The sequence below is a fragment of the Streptomyces polyasparticus genome (genome assembly GCF_014493765.1).
GTDB lineage: Bacteria > Actinomycetota > Actinomycetes > Streptomycetales > Streptomycetaceae > Streptomyces > Streptomyces polyasparticus.
In genome coordinates, this window is record NZ_JACTVJ010000107.1 from 1 (window position 1) to 1174 (window position 1174).

Below are 1174 nucleotides of genomic sequence, written 5' to 3' on the forward strand. Positions count from 1 at the left end.
GATTAAATCAACTTGCAGGCCAGTTGTCTCCTTCCTCCAAACAGGCGGTATTAGAGAAGAACCCAGATGATGTGGTTGTAGTGGCTGCTTATAGAACCGCTTTGACCAAAGGTGGAAAAGGTGGTTTCAAAGATGTTGGTTCCGACTATCTTTTGGCACAACTTATCAAGGGATTTTTGGCCAAGACCAAAATTGACGTGAACTTGATTGAAGACGTGGCCATTGGTAACGTTTTGAACCGTGCTGCTGGTGCTTCCGAGCACAGAGGTGCTTCGTTGGCTGCTGGAATTCCCAACAAGGCAGCTTTTGTTGCCATCAACAGACAATGTTCTTCAGGTTTGATGGCTATTTCCGACATTGCCAACAAGATCAAGTGTGGAGAAATCGACTGTGGTCTCGCTGGAGGTGTGGAGTCCATGTCCTCCAACTATGGTGCCGGCGCTCTTCCCAAGGTGGACTCACATTTGGCTGAAGAGGACGGAATGGCCAAGTGTATGATTCCTATGGGTATCACCAACGAAAACGTGGCGGAAAAGTACAGCATTCCAAGAACAAAGCAGGATGCGTTCGCTGCTGCCTCGTACCAAAAGGCCGTCAAGGCCGTGGCTGACGGTAAGTTCAAAGACGAGATCATTCCTATCGAGTCGTACATTGCCGAGGGCGACGATGACGAAGATGAGGATGACATCAAGTACAAAAAGGTCACCATCGATACCGATGAAGGCCCAAGAAAGGGTGTCACCGCCGAATCTTTGGCCAAGTTGAGACCCGCTTTCAAGGCTGATGGTTCCACCCACGCCGGTAACGCTTCGCAGGTCAGTGACGGTGCTGCTGTCGTTCTCTTGATGAGAAGATCGTTGGCCGAGGCCAAGGGCTACCCAATCGAGGCCAAGTACGTCATGTGTAACTCTGTTGGTGTTCCTCCAGAAATCATGGGTGTTGGACCCGCCGTGGCCATTCCTTCTGTGTTGAAGAAGACCGGATTGACCGTCAAGGACATTGATGTGTTTGAGATCAACGAGGCTTTCGCCGCTCAATGTTTGTACTCTGCTGAGTCTCTCAACATACCACCTGAAAAGTTGAACATAAACGGTGGTGCCATCGCCTTGGGTCACCCCTTGGGTTCTACTGGTGCTAGACAATACGCCACCATCTTGCGTTTGTTGAAGAAGGG

Annotated in this window: 1 protein-coding gene; it reads left to right on the forward strand. The window is 50.2% G+C overall.

Features of this window, described 5'->3' with window-relative positions; genetic code table 11:
- A partial coding sequence (locus H9Y04_RS49075; protein ID WP_187820151.1) for a thiolase family protein occupies positions 1-1174 on the forward strand: 1174 nt, incomplete at both ends.